The sequence below is a fragment of the Candidatus Brocadia sinica JPN1 genome (assembly GCF_000949635.1).
Taxonomy (GTDB): domain Bacteria; phylum Planctomycetota; class Brocadiia; order Brocadiales; family Brocadiaceae; genus Brocadia; species Brocadia sinica.
The window spans coordinates 1919290-1934815 of sequence record NZ_BAFN01000001.1 but is presented as its reverse complement, the minus strand read 5'-3'; the positions used below and the strand labels follow the sequence as shown (position 1 = coordinate 1934815).

Here is a 15526-nt window from a genome sequence, read left to right as displayed (position 1 = left end):
CCATAATCTACTTTTCAATTCCCCCTCTATCAAAACTTAATTCGTCATCTCGAATTCCCTTATCTAAAGTATTTGAGATCTTTTCGTGATATCGGATTAGATTGAAACGAAGGGTTCAGATTGCAAATCTAAAACCGCGTTAATTATCTATAGCTATGAAATAATTCGTAAAATTTATATTATTAAAGTACAGTTGAAAGGGAGTTACCCAAAAACAATGTTGGCTATTATAGGGGCGAAGCATTTTCCTGTTCTAGAGCGCATACATTCTCACGCAATTTTACAAATGCTTCACCCCTATTAAAATTTTACACTTTATTTTGAATAGTTACGTTGTAAGGATTATCAAAAGATCGACGGTTAACCTTGAGGAGCGCGAATCAAGCCGGCACCAATGTCAAAAGGATCTAATCCACTTAGGCCATCGGTAATTGCTGTGCCGATCAGCCGGGAGGTCAGTTGCCAGGCGGTAAGCACTCCAGTTTTCTTAATCTTTTCCGCCCATAGTGCAGCGACACCGGCAACATGGGGAGTAGCCATACTGGTTCCGCTCTTCGAACTTAACCCACCTCCGAGCTTAGCAGAAAGAACACCAACACCCGGAGCTGAGACATTGGCGCCGGTATTCGAAAATGCCGCAACTGTGAAGCCATTGTCTCCCTGGCCAAGGGCAGCGACTGAGATGATGCCCTCGGCTACAGCAGGCGGGCTGACCGCAATCTCGAAGTCTGGATTTTCATCCCTTCGACTCTCATTGCCTGCGGCTGCGATGATGATAGTCGCCTGTAAAAAAGCCCCCTGGGCTCGTATAAGCGAAGCGAGTCGTTCGAACAATTGCACGTTTTCCCTGTAGCCCTCCAGTGCTCGGGAGGTCGCCAATTCGGAGGGAAAACCTTGTGTTTTTAACCACTCAACATAGCCCGGGAAGTCCATGCCCAGGGACATGGAAATCACATTGGCGCCATTCTCTACGGCCCATTGGATAGCGCTGACGATCTGTTCACTCGATCCACCTTGCGCACCAAGCACCTTACCAATCAGCGCATTCTTTACTCCCGATGCAACCCCTATTCGTATGCCATCGACTGTTCTGCCAAAAATGGTGCCGGCACAATGCGTACCGTGCCCATGCTGATCACCGTTGCCTTCGCCTGTAAAGTCCTTCTGAACGATGTTCACGCCCGAAAATGCAGGATGTGAACCATCGATACCCGTATCGAGTACAGCAACTACGACCCCATCTCCGGTAAAAGGCGATGTATCAGCCCCTACAGCTTTTACACCCCAGGCAATTTCACCGACGGCAGGCCTTGCGATGGCTTGATCTTCAAAGGGAGTAATCAGCCTCATCGGAAAAGAAGGAGCAACAGCGAGGACATCGGCATTGCGAGTTAATGCTAGGATTTTACCTCGGTCAATCTCCTCGACCTCGACTGACAATCCTGCGGGGATTGATTCGACTCCCCGTGGTTGCAAGAGTGGTCCAAGGAATACGTCACGAGTAGCTTCACGAGTGGTCCGTAAGACAATGTGTTTCTCTTTCATAATATTTCTCCTTTCTTAAAATAATCATATGATAATTCACCCATTCAAAAGCGTCCAACTACCCCCAGACCGACATCGACTTTCCTGACCTCTGTATACCCATCCGGATTTACCGCCAGATCAAGGTTAGTTTCCAGTTTCAGGCCATGACCAATATCGAACTGGAAGTCGAGAACAATCTCGCCTTCCCTGAGAAAGTTGATTCCTTTAAACAGAATGCCAGTTCCCAGACTCAGCTTTTCTGCTGTGCCTGGCTCAAATCCGGCAAAGGTGAATCCCGTTTCCAGCACGTTTCGTCCCAGTGCGTACCTGGCAAAAGATTCCTTCAACAGGTCTGGACGATCGGGATACAAGACCGAAATTTGATACAAATGATGCCCGTAGTTAAAGAGATTCTCTCCCACGTTTCTTTCCATCGCCTCCAGGAATCCCGGAAAATTGGGAAATCTGGACGGTTCCGGTTGGGGCTGGCGTTGAATGGTACCTCGGAGCGCATTGATGCGGGTTATAATTTGTGGAATATCTCTGGGTGCCTGACCAGGCAGTCCTTTGGCTTGCACAAGTTTTTCTTCCCCCTCTTCTATTGGTTGACGTTGAACTACCGGGGTTATACTTAACGAAAGAGATTTTGTTTGAATTGATTCCTCTTCTCCGCACGAGGAACCGTTTGAAAAGGGGCAGATGGGTTTTATTTGAATGAATTTGTTTTCTTTGCTGACATCTGACGGCTGACCACTGATAACTGAATTTTCCGGCATCCGCATCACTTGCTCCGCCACCCTGTCTGCTTCCTGCTCATAAATATCATTGGGCTGGCCGATCCTGAGTTTGGCCTGGATCAGGCGCCCCATAGCCTGGTTCCCAATCGCTCGTTGGGGTTGCAAAAGCGGGTGGGCCTGGGTCCGAGTTGGCAACACCTGCTTAGCGGAAGGATGCATTTCCCTTTTATTATTTGGTTGGTCTGTTTTGGTTACCTGTTGAAATTCCACGTTTTTTAACCTTTATGATTCCACCCGTCCAGCTTTTGTATATCATCTTCCGATCGATCTCCGCGCCTGGAGCGGTTTCTATTAAAGTAGAACCCCCTCTCTTTCCCCACCTTCGCAAAGAGGGGATGAAAGGAAGGTCTTCCGCCAATTATGTAAGTAAATACCTAATCGGTTACCACATATTCCAGAAATACGCATAAACAAAATGAAAATTCCTATACAATCAAGGTATCAGCCTTATCCGGAGATCGTGAGTGTCACCTTTGGTTTTTCTTCAGATTTTCGTCAAGAGTTTGCGCCAGTAACCTGAGATCCGACGCCGCTTTTTTCCCAGCGCCACCTTTCAAAATAATTTCATTCTCGCTCCCAGCCTGACCATTAGGGTCTTCGTTTACGAATGATCAACCATGCAATAATAAGTAATAAAATAATTATGATAATTAAACAGATCCACCAGCAGGGAATGGCTGGTCCACTGAGCTTAATTGGTTTACCCTGAATTACCGAGGTCACTTCTGGTTGCCCTTGAGTTTGGTCGTAACTGAGCAGTTGTGAATAAATGCCATTATTATAATCGATAACCGGGCCTACCCACTGGCCACCTGTCGCGTAGAATTGAATTTGATCAGGATAGCCGGGTCCGAGATACCCGCCAAATTTATCACGGGGTATCACATAGTACTCTTTGAGCACAAGATTGCCGGTTTGCTGATAGATGCGGACATCAAAAATTGTCTGACCTGGGTCAACCTCAACCCGTACATACTCTGCTATGGTTTTTACCCGGCTAAATTGGCTTCCTGATGGAGAAACCCCACTAGCCTTGAATCGAAAGACATAACTTCCTTCATACTGGGTATTCAAAAATTGCAGGGTATAAATGCCATCATTTGGTGTTACATCGCCGTGCGTACCGTCATCGTAAAGTTCTATGCCAGGATCTTCAATAAAAATCAGACCCTCTTTATTACACAGTTTAAAGAGTGAGTCTATTTTCGCAAAACGATCTGGTTTTACATCTATATTTGGCGGCTGGGTAACCGCGGTTGTGAAGACGCCCATCGTTAAACCTGTTTTAATCAAATCTATATCCCTGCGAATGGGTGGAAGTGACGGTGGACGCGGTTCACAATTATCAGGGGTGCGCACCGAAACGTATGTCCCAAAACCCTCACCCGGCCGCTTGATAGTAACGGTTACCTTAACCGGGCGGTTAACCGGATCGTGGGTTACCGGAACGCCGGCTTCATCCAGATCTGCGGTCAAAATGATGTCCAGACCTGTTCCATGTACTTTTTGATCAATAGCGAATCTGGCTCGAAGGTTAAGATCAAGCAGAACGAACTGACGATCCGCCGTCGCTAAGGGATTGCCCATTCCATCAACGGCACGCCAGGTCCCCGCTGGTGGGTTGTTGACAACGCAAATGGCGTAGCCAACCGTGGCATTCTCCACCGCAGAAACATTACACGCGACATTGTTCCATGGGTCACCGGGGTTAACTTTCTGCTGCAGGTTAAAAGTTACAGCGCCTGCAGGATTTGTCCATGAAAGAATGACAATGAGTTTACGTTCACCTGCATTAACACTAAATTCAGTGCCACCAGGACCAGAAGAAGCCATGTTCATTTGATAAAGGTCGTCGAGAGACTGAATAAAGAACTCCTTCAAATCTTCAACGTTTGTGGTAATGGTATATGTCGATCCAAATTGCTGACCGGCAAACCGGTTTTTGATATTCGTCAAAAGCGCTGTATCAACCCCCCAATCCTGACCTAAGGCAACCGTATTCACTTGTATCCGATGATCAGTTCCTGCCGGGCAAACACCCCAGACGGCCACTCCATTACAAGGATCATAGTTTAAGTGACTCGGCTGGAGTGGTACATCAGTTACGGGCCGGTTGTGCAGACCATCGCTGAGAAAAAGCGCCACCCTTTGTGTCTCTTCTACCCCTGTGCCCAGGGCAGTAAAGGCCGCATCCAGACCTTTACCGATCGGCGTGTAATAATTGGGCAGAGGAGGCGAAACTGCGGGCAGAGCATCGGCATAGTTCCCCAAAGGAAAGGCCGGAACCGGAGCAAGTGGCTTTGGAATCGTTGTTTGATCTGCGTTAGCGGCATTGTTCCAGGAGAACGTCACCACACCAATTTTATCCTCAAAATACGTTGCATCACGAAGAATCGCCATAGCGTTTGCCATAAAATTAGCGGCCTTTTTGGCATTATCCCATTTACTTTGATCAAGCATGCTGCCGGACTGATCCAGCACAATCATGTACTCGATTGGATAGCGGGTCTTCAGATTTGCCCAGGTTGCCGGTGATGCTGGAAAAGGGTCAGGCCACGAAGTCTGATCACTGGTGTCCTGGTTTGTAACCAATAAGGAAAACCCCATAATTACCGACAAGTCGGACATCCCCAAATCGCTCGCTGAAATCGTTACTTCCGCAGCCCAGCCTGTTGCAAAATCGGGTGGTGCGCCACCGGTAGAGCCATCTTCGATGTCCAGGCCTGCTCCAGGCACCCATGCTACGGGAGGACCGCCCCCAGAGATTTTCTGGTGATCTGCATTGCCGCGTTTAATGAGAAATGTTATATCATCAGTAGTAGTGGCATGGTTATGGAAAGGATCAAAATTAAGTTCAATCCGATCAGAAGCGTTAAAACCTGTATCGTTAACCGAAACCAAAAAATACAGATTGTTTCCGCTCCTTTTGAAACGCACTTTTGCTTGAAAGCCAGCGGTGCTGAGGTCTTTGGAAGGGGCGCCTGTCCATTCTATTCCGGTAAGTATACCATCAATGGTCACAGAACCAGAAAGTGGAGTAACAGTATAGCAATCATTCGCCGCACCTGCGCCCCCAACAGCTGCCAAAGGACATCCTGCCGTTGGCTGATCCGCAAAAACATTTCGCAGTGTCAAAAATAAGAGCAGAAAAATTATCAAGCAATATGGCCGTTGAAGATGCAAACTGAACTGCAAGTGGTTTGGCATTTGAGCTTTCATGTCTGTTCTCCATAAAATGATTACGCAATGACTATAAAATTAATTCGATTCTCCACGGTAGCGCCTCCCACGACCGGACTGCCATTGATTTCAATAAGCGTAGCAGTTGCGATAATCTCTCCGGTTGTTCCTATTGGAGGGGGTGGTGCCGGAGATTTAGGACCATGGACTTTGGCAAAATAATCAGTAGTCGTATTCGGATTCACCTGTACATCCTGGGTAGTGGGAGATGCCTGAAGCGGACTCCAACCGGTTGTATCTGCGACATTCGGGCTGATGTAATGATTAATACGGTAGGTACGAATTTCACTGGAATTATCATTTTTGATCTTGAACAGGATGTCACGTCCTGTCGTTCGGGTCAAATGGTTCTGTCGAATCTCAAGCTGACCCTGAGCGTTAAGACGTGTATCCGCATAGAAAAAGAAGGTTCCCACAGGCGGCTCTACCCCGATTTGGAGCGGGATTCCCGGTTGCGGCGAGCGGATGAGAGGATTACGAACCGCAATGGCTGTTACTGTGAGGATCGCCTGTGTTTCGGCTGCGTTTGGAGTCACAGAAACAGCAACACTTGTCTTGCCACCCAGATTGGTTAAAGTCACGCTATTTTGACTTACTGTGGAAGTCCACGAAGCCGCAGAGATGGCTACCTGGATACCAAATTCTTCACTCCCTAAAGGAGAAGTCACCTGGCTCTCCACCTCGAAAGTGAAGGCATAAGTCGAGCCCGCTGCAAGCGCTTCAAAAGGAATAACCGAATTATAAAATACGTTTACAGTTCCTTCCGGCAGATTGGTAACCGGCGCTGAAAGAAAACTGTTGAGCTCTTCCTGAGCGATAACTGCTGCCAGCAAATCCTGATTATCCAGGGCTAGTTTTAGACCCTTGATAAAATCCGCTGTGCTTCCATCCAAATATTTGCGGTACTGGGTGATAAAGGCCTGGGCAGCGTTCGCAACGTTACCTATGGATTCCAGAACACCAAGAAAGTCTTTTTGTGCATCATAAAGACTGCGTATAAATTGTAAGGCATCCTGATTGTCCATATTGCGGGAGGCAGTTTGCACTTCACCGATGTGGGCGCGGTTCATAACTTCCTGCAAGGCGACGAGTAAAATATTTTCATCCTGAACCGAAGCGGTCTGATGCGGCAATTGCCCCTGCCGGAGTCTTGCGAAGAGTGAGGTTCTCAGTCCTGTCAGCATCACAACAAAACGGGCGACATCCAGCATCTCTAGACCAATTTGGACAAAAAGCGGAACTTTGATGTGCTCCGCGAGCGTGATGCCGGTTTTTCGCATATCAATGACCATATCCGGAGTAATAACTGCCACTGCTGCCCGGCGATTAAGTCGGGCCAAAGGCAAGTAGCTGTGTCCTTTCTCCCTGACGATCGAAGAAAGGTCGTTGGCGTTTTCTTTAACACGCACAACCCATTCACGTTTAACCCTCACCGCCGTTTCAATACCAATGCGATTATCAATAAGGCGGGGATCACCTCCTCCACCACTTCCCTTGACCTCCTTTTCCCAGGTATCTAAATAAACAATATCGGTGCGGTCGGCAACCGGGGTTGTCAGGGCGGGAAGTCCTGCCACGTTAAGTTGAGTTTGGTATGTTGTGATGTTCTGATTGATTACCAAAAGGCCATCGACTATGACAATTCCCGCAGCTACAGAAAAGTTATTTTGTCCACTCGTTGATAAAATTTGAAATCCCTGATTTCCAGCGGGGACGCCATTGCCAATAAAGTAACGGATCATGGTCAGAAGTTCCATCCGTCGAATGTCTTCCAATTCGTTCCAGTCGGCATCTAACACAGGCACTCCTTGCTGAAGTCTGATGCCTACGTAATGTGTGGGATTCGAAACTGGTTCTCCTGTAATCAATTGATGCATTATATTGGTTAGTTTAAAGGTATTTCTTGAAAAGTCGCCCATAGTCTTATCCTCGTTTTTTAAAACACTCTCTGAATAATCCGGTCTAAAGTGTCATCTGTCCTCTTGGAGATTAAGAGCGATAGATGTTATTATGCATAATCTTTGTGCCCAAGTCTTACACGTGAATATAACCGCATTTGTGTGTCATCACTGCGTAAATAATACTACCCTATCTGTTATCGGCATAAACTCCCTTAAAACCTGCGCTATGCGGGATCTTCCCATGGTGATCTTCTCTGCATCCATGGTATCCGGCTTCAGATAGAGACCTATGGTATCCCGGGCATACCAGTCTTCGTTCGTCCGTCCCCCATTTTTACCCATATCATAAGTATAGGTCTGAAAGTCCCCGAACTGGTCCCGTAGAGCAATCTTTGCGGCATTGAGGGTGTCAGCCGTTGTGCAACCAGCATAACGAAAATCCACCGTTTCAGTGGCTCGATAGACATTACTGGTATAAGAAAGGCTTTCGTTGGAGCGATAGATGAGCAACATACCATTATTAAGCAATAAAGGAAGAGGGTCACGCTGGGAATAAGGGTCGTCTGTGACTCGTTCTGCGGTTCCCCAGGTTTGGGTGGTTATATCCAGAGTGTTGTTCCAGATTGACCAGCTTCCATCACGATTGGAACTCCAGAAGAGTTCGATATTCCCGGCATCACTAACAAATGCAGCAGGTTCTCGGTCGTGATATGTGGGTGGCATAGCGGAGAGTGACTCAATATTGTTCCAACCGGTTTCATCCGGATCAATATTTCCTTTCGTCCGATGTACGAGCGTCCATCGGGTTTGCCCGGGTTCTGCAGCAGGCTCACGTCGGGCCCAAAAGACCCGGATACTTTGATTTGGTCCTGCCGGATAGAATAGAACAAATGGTTCACTTTCCACCCTGGGGTCCGCTCCGGCAACATCCAAAGGGAAATTGCTAACTGTGCCCCAGGTAGTGCCATTGTGTCTGTTGTATTTCAACTGCCATCGGGAATCAACTCTTTCCAGCCAGAATAACCATAAACCACTTGTATTATCGACCACAGCCCAGGGATTCTTGCGTTCGTTCCCAGTGTCTGCAAAAGGTTCCTCAGTTTCAATCGCAGACCAAACTCCGCCAGTTCTGGTTCGATGATTGACATGCCAGATTTGCTGTGTCTCATCATAGGTACTCCAGAAAACCCATAACGTTCCTCCCTGAATAGCTGTTGTAGGATATTTGTCGATTCCTGCACGGTTCGTAAAGGATTGACTGGGTGCCCATCTTGGTTCCCGGTCCTCACTATAGGTCTTATACCAGATATTCCATCGGCCATTCCTGAGGGTGTGGTAGAAAAGCCAAAGTGTCCCGTCCCCATCACTGACCACTGATGGTCTGCCCTCGTAGGCAAAATCCAATGACAATAGCTCCGGGGGTTCCGACCATTCACCGGTATTACTGCGTTGACGTGCCCAAATATTCAATCGTTCGGGGCGATTGGACAGAAAAACATTGTGAACAAATTCCTTGGTTTGACTCTCCCAGCCGCTGATGCGCTTCACGGCAGCCTCTACCGTGGGAATGATCCCAACCGTCTTATAAACTGCAGGTGCGTTTCTGATTTCGTTACGCTGCGCGTCAATTTCCAGGTTGTAATCTGTCTTCCAACCAATCCATTGCGCCAGCAACGGCAACAAACGCCCATCCACGTTATCACGGTTATGTAAGTCCAGCATAGCCCTGGCAAAACTATAGAATTGATCAAGCTGGCAGCCTGGCAAACCTAAAAAGCGTCGTAATTGTCCTTTTTGCTTATCCTCTTCCAGCATCCCATCTGTAATGATCTTTGGCAAAACAGTGTCGTAACGGTGATAGATTGCCGGCAAGAGGTCGTACATCTGTCCGACCATGTTGTATGGAGCGGTTGCCATTGCGGATGCACGGTTGTGAAGGTCAATTTGGTATTCAGGAGGATCACCTTTATAGGGAAACAGGGTATAATAATACACCGTTTCACCCTTGAGATTTTGATCCGCTGCGGAAGTAAGCCCCTCACCTTCTGCCACCACAATACCATCTTCCGGTGAAGCAGGATGGGTACCCTCTCGTCGCATAACGCGCACACCGGGAAATTGAACGGGATCAGAATTGATCCATGTCAGGTCTATCCTGTTTCCATAAGGATGAGAAATCGCAGTAATATTTTTTAGACGCATGATCAGCTACCTCCTTCCTTGATCATCACTTTGATACCGCCAACATACTCTGGTCCATCCTCAGGATCGTCCGGGATTCGGGGGATTTCGTTACTCCCCAACTGGATCTTCCCAGGATCATCAGGCCTAATGGGTGGAGGTTTGCGTCTGAACTCGGTGATCGTCACGTACTCCACCCCGTCGATTGCCTCAATCGCTTCGTAAAATTTGCTCAGGTAAATGATCTGGGCAAAATCCACGTTATCAAAGGCAAGCAGTCTGCCTGCTGCACCTTTAATTTTCTCCTTGACATCCTCTCTGGAGTAGTAACTCTGCACACCGATTTCCGCTGTGACATATATCTTCACATAATCCACATCCTCGATCTCAATAATGGTTGACAGGGGTCGCTTGTCTTCAAAGTAGGCCAGCAGGTTGGCCTTAAGCACATCGCTCACCTGGCCACCACCTTCTGGCGCTATAGAGAGCGTTACGGTATTCCAGTTGGTGGGTTCTGCACGCACCTTGCCCACACCTTTAAAGTCCAGGGCAAGGGCCTTATAATCTTCCGCTGTTACGGCACGCCTGAGCGAACGGAACACGCTGGGGGCATGCATGACTGCATGTTCGATGGTTTCACGGTCTGCTCCACCCGTGGCAGGCTCCGGATTTGTGACCTTCGCCCCGAGAAGTGCCAACTGGGGGGTGTTCACGATGGTCTGTATGGTATTTGCTGCAACATTACCGTGGAGACCACCACCTGCACGATATGTAACTTTAATGACAGCCCCACCGGGTGGGATTGCGCCAAAGACACCGTCACCAAAAATCACCGTGGCCCTGTCTTCCTCATCGATCTCTATGATAAAATCCTTCTGCCCCTCACGGCTGAAGGCCAGACTCTCCTGCAATGTCCACTCCTCCGTCGTCCCGCCCAACTCCGTGAGCAGAATAATATCCTTATTAACCGCCTGACCCAGCCCCAGAGACCTGAGAATCAGACCCGGGTGCGCCAGGAGAAACTTTTGATTTTTGGCGCCATCCGATGTGCCCAGGATCTCATCTTTCACCAGCCTACCCTCTTCGACCGGAATCATCCCTTCAAAGTGTTTTTTATTTGCGACTATGGGAACGGCACTGAAATCTATAGAAAGTGGTTGATCGCCTGTATACTCAAAGCGGACACTTGGTTTATCCTTCTGACTCTTGGTGGCGAAGGCATTTCCCTTGTTGATTGTAATAATATCATTGTTCGTGTCTGGTACGGTAAGGGTTATTTTGAGTTTGGTAGATGCAGGCACAGCAGTGGAAAGTTTGTATCCTATCAGCCTCAAGTGATGAATAATGCTCCGGCGGGTCTGAGCCGTCCCCAGGAAGCTCTCATTGGCAACGCGATCCTGGTAGTAACTCAGGATGTCGCCCATATGGGCGAAGAGTTGTAATAGGACATTCCCAAAATCGGCTTCGGACTCATATTCTGTCCACTCCGGAAGCTTATCTGGAATGAGAGCCCTCATAGACCGCAGCAAACTGTCATAATCACGGGCCATGTAATCAATAATCGCCTGCCTGTTTGCTTGCTTTATCTCAGCCATTTCTATCTCCCTTATTTGTAATTATTCAATATTGTGTGGAGCTTTCATTACCACCCCACCCACCCCTGAATCCCCTCCCAAGAGGGGACCTCTTTAGTCCCCTCTTGAGAGGGGGAGGGGGTGTGTAAGGCAGTAGCAGAAAATTTGAAATTCCTATACATAAATTATTACTATTCGGTCATTACCTTTACACTTACCTGAAATGAATATGGACTGCCTGTTTTGAGAGTTCCTGTCTTTTTGTGTAAGCCACCTCAATGGTAATGGTTTCTCCTGACGATTTCACATTCACGCCATCTACCACGATATCATCCCTCAGCCAACGGGTCAGTGCCTGTCCAACCGTGAACTCCATAGCAGCAGCAAGGATAGTGTTGTTGGGTTCAAAGACCAGATTGAAAAGCCCACACCCAAACTCAGGCAGGTTAACCCGTTCCCCGGAAGTAGTAAAGAGCGCCTGGATAATCTTTCCCCGTATGGCCTCATCCCCTCCAGTGGCGCTAATACTTCCCACCTGATTAACTGCAAATGGAAAACGAAATGTTATAATCTCTGCCATTATAGTATTACCTCACATGTCCGGTACCATCATTACTCTGGGTGAACACTACGTTATTCGCCTGTTTCAAGTGCCATAATCGTTATTTCACCTTATTGGTTGGTGATAACGCCAGATCAAGCAGGAGCGGCGCCCCGGGTAAAGGAGGTGTCGTGGGTGCACCCAGATTCCCTGTATGCATATGCGTTGCGAATACGGTATTGACCCAGTTGTTGAGAGCCGTCTTCAATTGATTTCCAAGAACCAAAGGCTCAGTCGCATTCTCGCCAATTTTTATTTGATTACTCTTAATTGTAATGCCGGAACTATCCATGGTAATAGCATTGTCGTTCTTGTCTTTACAGATGAGACCCTGCCCATCCATTTTGATTTCATTTCCGGCGCCGTCTGTAATTTTGATTCCGTCTTTATTCATTGTAACTACATGGCTGTTGGTGGCCTCGAAAATAGTAATCATCTCTTCACCATCGGCATCTTCAAACTGAATGGTATGTCCTTTTTTCGTTTTGATGATCTTCCGTGTCGGCGGGTCTTGAACGCTTCCATGTTCTGACCCATCAGCCTCGTTTGGTTTGGGCAGTTCGCTCTCACCACCTGGTTTGCTCCAAAACGTACCCACCCATATGGGGAATTCCAGGTCGCCTTCCTCAAACTCCACCCACACACCGGCATTGACCTCTGGAATAAAAAGGAATCCAAGATTTGCATCTCCACCATAAGGCACGCAGGGCACGGCCCATCCGGTAACCACATCATTGCCCAGGACACTGGGGACTTTGACCTTGAGCCTGCCAAGTTGTTCCGGGTCGGCGTTATCCACGACAAAGCCCCGGTATTTCCCATAAAACCTGTATTCAATTTTTTGGACTAAGCTGGCAACAACTTTTTCTAAATTCATATTTATCCTTTTTTCACCTTTCCCTTACCCTCGCCTCAAGTCTAACTTTTACCCACATCTTTATTAGTTTTTTAGTTCCATAATTCCATAAATATGAAGGATATATTATTTCCCCTCTAGAAAGAGGGGATCAAGGGGTGTGTATTTTCTGTTTTTTTCAAACCATTGATTTTCTCTTTGCTGGTCTTCGATTGAACCGCAACATTTCGCATAGTTCCATCTCTGAGTATAGTTCAATCTGCAAGATTTAATTTGGGCGCTTTCGGCGACATCTTTTATCTCCCCTCTAGAAAGAGGGGGCTGGGGGTGTGTTATAGCAAATTTACACACCCCTGTATCCCCTCTTTCTAGAGGGGAATCATAAAAATTGAGATTCCTTAATATCGAACTAGCCTTGAGGCTAAAGCAGTCCGCCCAGAAGTCCCGGGGAAGCGGAAAATTCCTCTGCACCTGTGGGCATAACCGCATTCCGTTTAACCCTGAAGGATTGGGTATACCCGTCAGGAGTAAATGAATGGGTTACATGGGTAACGTAATACACGCCACTGTAAGTCTCACCCACACCTTTAATGGTCACCGTTCCCCTGGGTTTGAGTACGTGTCCATACTGATTGGCGGCAATCTCTCCCTCTCCCGTCACAAACCATTCACCTTCGTGATACAGTCCCTGACAGAGAGCCGCCATCTCGGGATTCCCTGTTGCTACGTTCATACCAATAAAGATCCGGCCGGGATCCATCCCGGCTGCAAGCAGGCCGGCAGCATTGGTATCGCCCAGGGTTGCCTGTCGGCTGCTTTCTGCCGTTGCATCCAGTATCTCTTTGTTGGTACGGTCCACCTGGAACATGGCCACATTCGCTGGCGTTAGGGCATTGACCTCAATGGAAAAGCGATTGAGGTTGGTCTCATCCCCGAAGTGGGCTGCCAGCACCGGCTGTGGTGTTGCATCCACCTGCGGCCTTCGGAAGTACCCTGTCGTGCCCTCCACATAGCATTCAAATCCATTTCTTAAGGCCAACCGTTTCAGAAATTGCATATCTGTCTCCCGCTGGATAATGGTGGAAACGGCATCATCGTGGATCACCCCGGTATCTTCCACCTCTTGTGTAAAGCCGTAGAGGCGAAATATCTCTGTGGCGATATCGCTATCTTTTTTGTTAGGCCAGTCCTTCAGTTTTTCTTCACGATCCATGAGCACACTCCCATCCATGCCCCAGATTTCCAGGGTACATCGTGAAGGGTCGGGATCAAAAGAGGGCTTTACATGAGTAATATAACCTGAAATCAGTTCTTCTATGCCACTCTCAAAACCGGCGGTGATTTTCACTTTCTTCCATATCATTAATCTGTCATCATCCAGATAGGTCCATACCCCGTCGGGCTGCTGCAAGATGGCGATCCGCATTCTAAACATGCTGGCCAACTCGTCATCCAGCTCCACTTCCAGGCTGATAAGATCCGGGTAGAGGTCGCCTACCTCTTCGCCTTCAATCTCTATGGTAAAATTTTCGTATTCCATGTTTTAAGCTACAACATCCGGTGGAATGATAATCTTCTTTCCTATTCTGCCGACGTTCTCAGGCTGACTTACCTCGAAACCAGTATCAGTTATGATACTGGCCAAATTTTCTGCGCTCAGATTCATTCGGTTGTATTTCACAATTACAGCACGCTCGAAGTGTTCTGCGTAAACCGTTACCAGTTGACCATTGATAGTTTGTTCTTCTGGTACCGGGCGTATATCATCCACCACCTTTACGTCCTCAACGCCCAAAGTTTCTGAGAGATTCATCAAAAGATCGGCCCACGGTGGCTGGGTTCCATTTCCATGAAAAGTCAGAGGAAACCGATCCGTTACAATCGGTTCCTTTCCCAAAAGTACCTGTGGTGACATGAACTCAGGGTTAGCGTCGCAGATCCGCCACCATTTCCTTGGTTGCTTGTAGTACTTATAGGCAAGGTGATCCAGTCGGTCTACTTCTTCCACCGTATGAAAGAATGTGCCCGACACCTCAGGAAGCAACCGCAAGTCCCTGGATGCCAGGACCCGGTCTTTATTATCGATTGTTACGATATCCGGCTGTTTTCGGTAACGAGAGATCTTTGAAAACATATTTTTTATCCTGGAATAACCACATCGGCGATATCGGTAATGTTGGCGAGATTCAGCACCGACATGGCCTCCTTCATGGCCTTGGAATACATATAGGGAATATTTTTACCTTCAATAACAGTCAGGTTTACTGCAACCGTGGCCCGTATGGGATTCAGGTCTGTGCTAAACTCCGTTTCTGTGATGTTCATACTGTTGATATTCACCGGTAGCACCCGTTTACGTCCCCAGATAAAGAGGATCAGGGGGGGATTTTCCCCTTTGGTAAAGCTAAACCCCCCTGGCGAACCGAGTAATGCGCCCAGGGCTTGCCCGATGAGACTCTCTCCCTTGGGATGGACCATCAACTCCAGGGTGGCAAGCTGAGGTGCTACACCGAACTGTTCTGTGATAGTGTCTCCCTCGTTTAATTTATCAGTAGCATCTAAACGGATTTCTAAGCCGATGGATTCTTCCTGCACCTGTACTTGCTGGGTGTCACGCAGATCAGTCAGATCATCATGTCTTTCATGAAACTTCCTGAGTGAGGTTGATGCACCTCCCGAAGTCTCACTGCTCGGAACCGAGAAGGTAAGACTACGGTTGCGGGTAAGCTGAATCGGATTAAATTGAAACACCACCACAAGCGGTGGAAGGCTAATGCCGTATTCAACAAATGCGCCGCGTAAGATTTTTGGTTTGTTGCCAAAGCCACCTGGCATAGGTCAGTCACTCC

General features: G+C 47.8%; 11 protein-coding genes. All 11 read right to left on the bottom strand.

Features of this window, described 5'->3' with window-relative positions; genetic code table 11:
- Positions 1-360 precede the first annotated feature (360 nt).
- Positions 361-1545, bottom strand: a complete 1185-nt coding sequence (locus tag BROSI_RS08615; RefSeq protein ID WP_052563355.1) for a S8 family peptidase — start codon at positions 1543-1545, stop codon at positions 361-363.
- A gap of 44 nt (positions 1546-1589) precedes the next feature.
- A complete protein-coding gene (locus BROSI_RS08610) occupies positions 1590-2534 on the bottom strand; it encodes a hypothetical protein (RefSeq protein WP_052563354.1) in 945 nt (314 codons plus the stop codon).
- A 378-nt stretch (positions 2535-2912) separates the two neighbouring features.
- Positions 2913-5411 (bottom strand): choice-of-anchor X domain-containing protein, encoded by a 2499-nt coding sequence (locus BROSI_RS08605; protein WP_157842454.1) that lies wholly within the window; start codon positions 5409-5411, stop codon positions 2913-2915.
- 152 nt (positions 5412-5563) lie between these two features.
- Complete coding sequence (locus BROSI_RS08600) at positions 5564-7483, bottom strand: DUF6519 domain-containing protein (RefSeq protein ID WP_052563352.1); 1920 nt, start codon at positions 7481-7483, stop codon at positions 5564-5566.
- A gap of 147 nt (positions 7484-7630) precedes the next feature.
- The gene (locus BROSI_RS08595) at positions 7631-9667 is read right to left on the bottom strand and encodes a phage tail protein (RefSeq protein ID WP_052563351.1); all 2037 of its coding nucleotides are present in this window, start codon (positions 9665-9667) and stop codon (positions 7631-7633) included.
- A 2-nt stretch (positions 9668-9669) separates the two neighbouring features.
- Positions 9670-11241, bottom strand: coding sequence for a baseplate J/gp47 family protein (locus tag BROSI_RS08590; protein ID WP_052563350.1), 1572 nt, complete (start codon positions 11239-11241; stop codon positions 9670-9672).
- A 193-nt stretch (positions 11242-11434) separates the two neighbouring features.
- The gene (locus tag BROSI_RS08585; RefSeq protein WP_052563349.1) at positions 11435-11800 is read right to left on the bottom strand and encodes a GPW/gp25 family protein; all 366 of its coding nucleotides are present in this window, start codon (positions 11798-11800) and stop codon (positions 11435-11437) included.
- An 82-nt stretch (positions 11801-11882) separates the two neighbouring features.
- Positions 11883-12698 (bottom strand): phage baseplate assembly protein V, encoded by an 816-nt coding sequence (locus tag BROSI_RS08580; protein ID WP_052563348.1) that lies wholly within the window; start codon positions 12696-12698, stop codon positions 11883-11885.
- Between the two features lie 400 nt (positions 12699-13098).
- On the bottom strand, positions 13099-14217 hold the full coding sequence (locus tag BROSI_RS08570) for a phage late control D family protein (RefSeq protein ID WP_052563346.1): 1119 nt from the start codon (positions 14215-14217) through the stop codon (positions 13099-13101).
- A gap of 3 nt (positions 14218-14220) precedes the next feature.
- Positions 14221-14811, bottom strand: coding sequence for a LysM peptidoglycan-binding domain-containing protein (locus BROSI_RS08565; protein WP_052563345.1), 591 nt, complete (start codon positions 14809-14811; stop codon positions 14221-14223).
- Positions 14812-14816: 5 nt separating this feature from the next.
- Entirely contained in the window at positions 14817-15512 is a 696-nt protein-coding gene (locus BROSI_RS08560; RefSeq protein ID WP_052563344.1) for a hypothetical protein, read from the bottom strand.
- Positions 15513-15526 lie beyond the last annotated feature (14 nt).